This is a genomic window from Oceanobacillus sp. AG (genome assembly GCF_009746545.1).
Taxonomy (GTDB): domain Bacteria; phylum Bacillota; class Bacilli; order Bacillales; family Amphibacillaceae; genus Oceanobacillus; species Oceanobacillus indicireducens.
This window is the reverse complement of record NZ_WOWT01000081.1, coordinates 1-827: the sequence shown is the minus strand read 5'-3', so window position 1 is coordinate 827 and position 827 is coordinate 1. Positions and strand designations below refer to the sequence as shown.

At 46.7% G+C, this 827-nt stretch carries 2 tRNA genes and 2 rRNA genes; all 4 read left to right on the top strand.

The window, feature by feature from the left end:
• A 16S ribosomal RNA gene (locus GN217_RS18615) occupies positions 1 to 116 on the top strand; the annotation flags it as partial.
• Between the two features lie 135 nt (positions 117 to 251).
• Positions 252 to 328: transfer RNA gene (locus GN217_RS18610), tRNA-Ile, on the top strand.
• 13 nt (positions 329 to 341) lie between these two features.
• Positions 342 to 414, top strand: a tRNA-Ala gene (locus tag GN217_RS18605).
• A 236-nt stretch (positions 415 to 650) separates the two neighbouring features.
• Positions 651 to 827 (top strand): 23S ribosomal RNA (locus GN217_RS18600); the annotation flags it as partial.

Sequence of the window (827 nt, the reverse complement as noted above, 5' to 3'; positions counted from 1 at the left end):
CACCCGAAGTCGGTGAGGTAACCTTTTGGAGCCAGCCGCCGAAGGTGGGACCAATGATTGGGGTGAAGTCGTAACAAGGTAGCCGTATCGGAAGGTGCGGCTGGATCACCTCCTTTCTAAGGATATAATAGAAAGCATAGGCGACCGTTTAACGATCGCTAAAGCTAAACTATTTCGGAACATACTGGGTTGTTTGGTTCAGTTTTGAGAGAGCAATTTCTCTTTATTTTATATAAATATGAAAAAAAGATGGGCCTGTAGCTCAGCTGGTTAGAGCGCACGCCTGATAAGCGTGAGGTCGGTGGTTCGAGTCCACTCAGGCCCACCATCTTATTTTCAAAGGGGCCTTAGCTCAGCTGGGAGAGCGCCTGCCTTGCACGCAGGAGGTCAGCGGTTCGATCCCGCTAGGCTCCATTTTTGTACCTTGAAAACTAAATAGGAGTAACAACGACATCATATTAAAAGGCTGAAGCGACCGTTTAGAAACGGAGGCGTAGCAAGCGTCTGAAAAACGCTTGGTTTTTAGCGTTTGGAAGACAATTGCTTACGACGGGAGTTTCTGGGAGCTGAAGCTAGATTAATAAATGCAAAAAAAGTGGTCTTTAACAGACCATCAAGGCAAAACAAAGCTATATTATTTACTGTAACTTAGTTAAGTGAATAAGGGCGCACGGTGGATGCCTTGGCACTAGGAGCCGATGAAGGACGGGACTAACACCGATATGCTCCGGGTAGTTGTAAGTAAACGTTAATCCGGAGATTTCCGAATGGGGCAACCCACTGTCCGTAATGGGACAGTACGTATACCTGAATACATAGGGTGTACG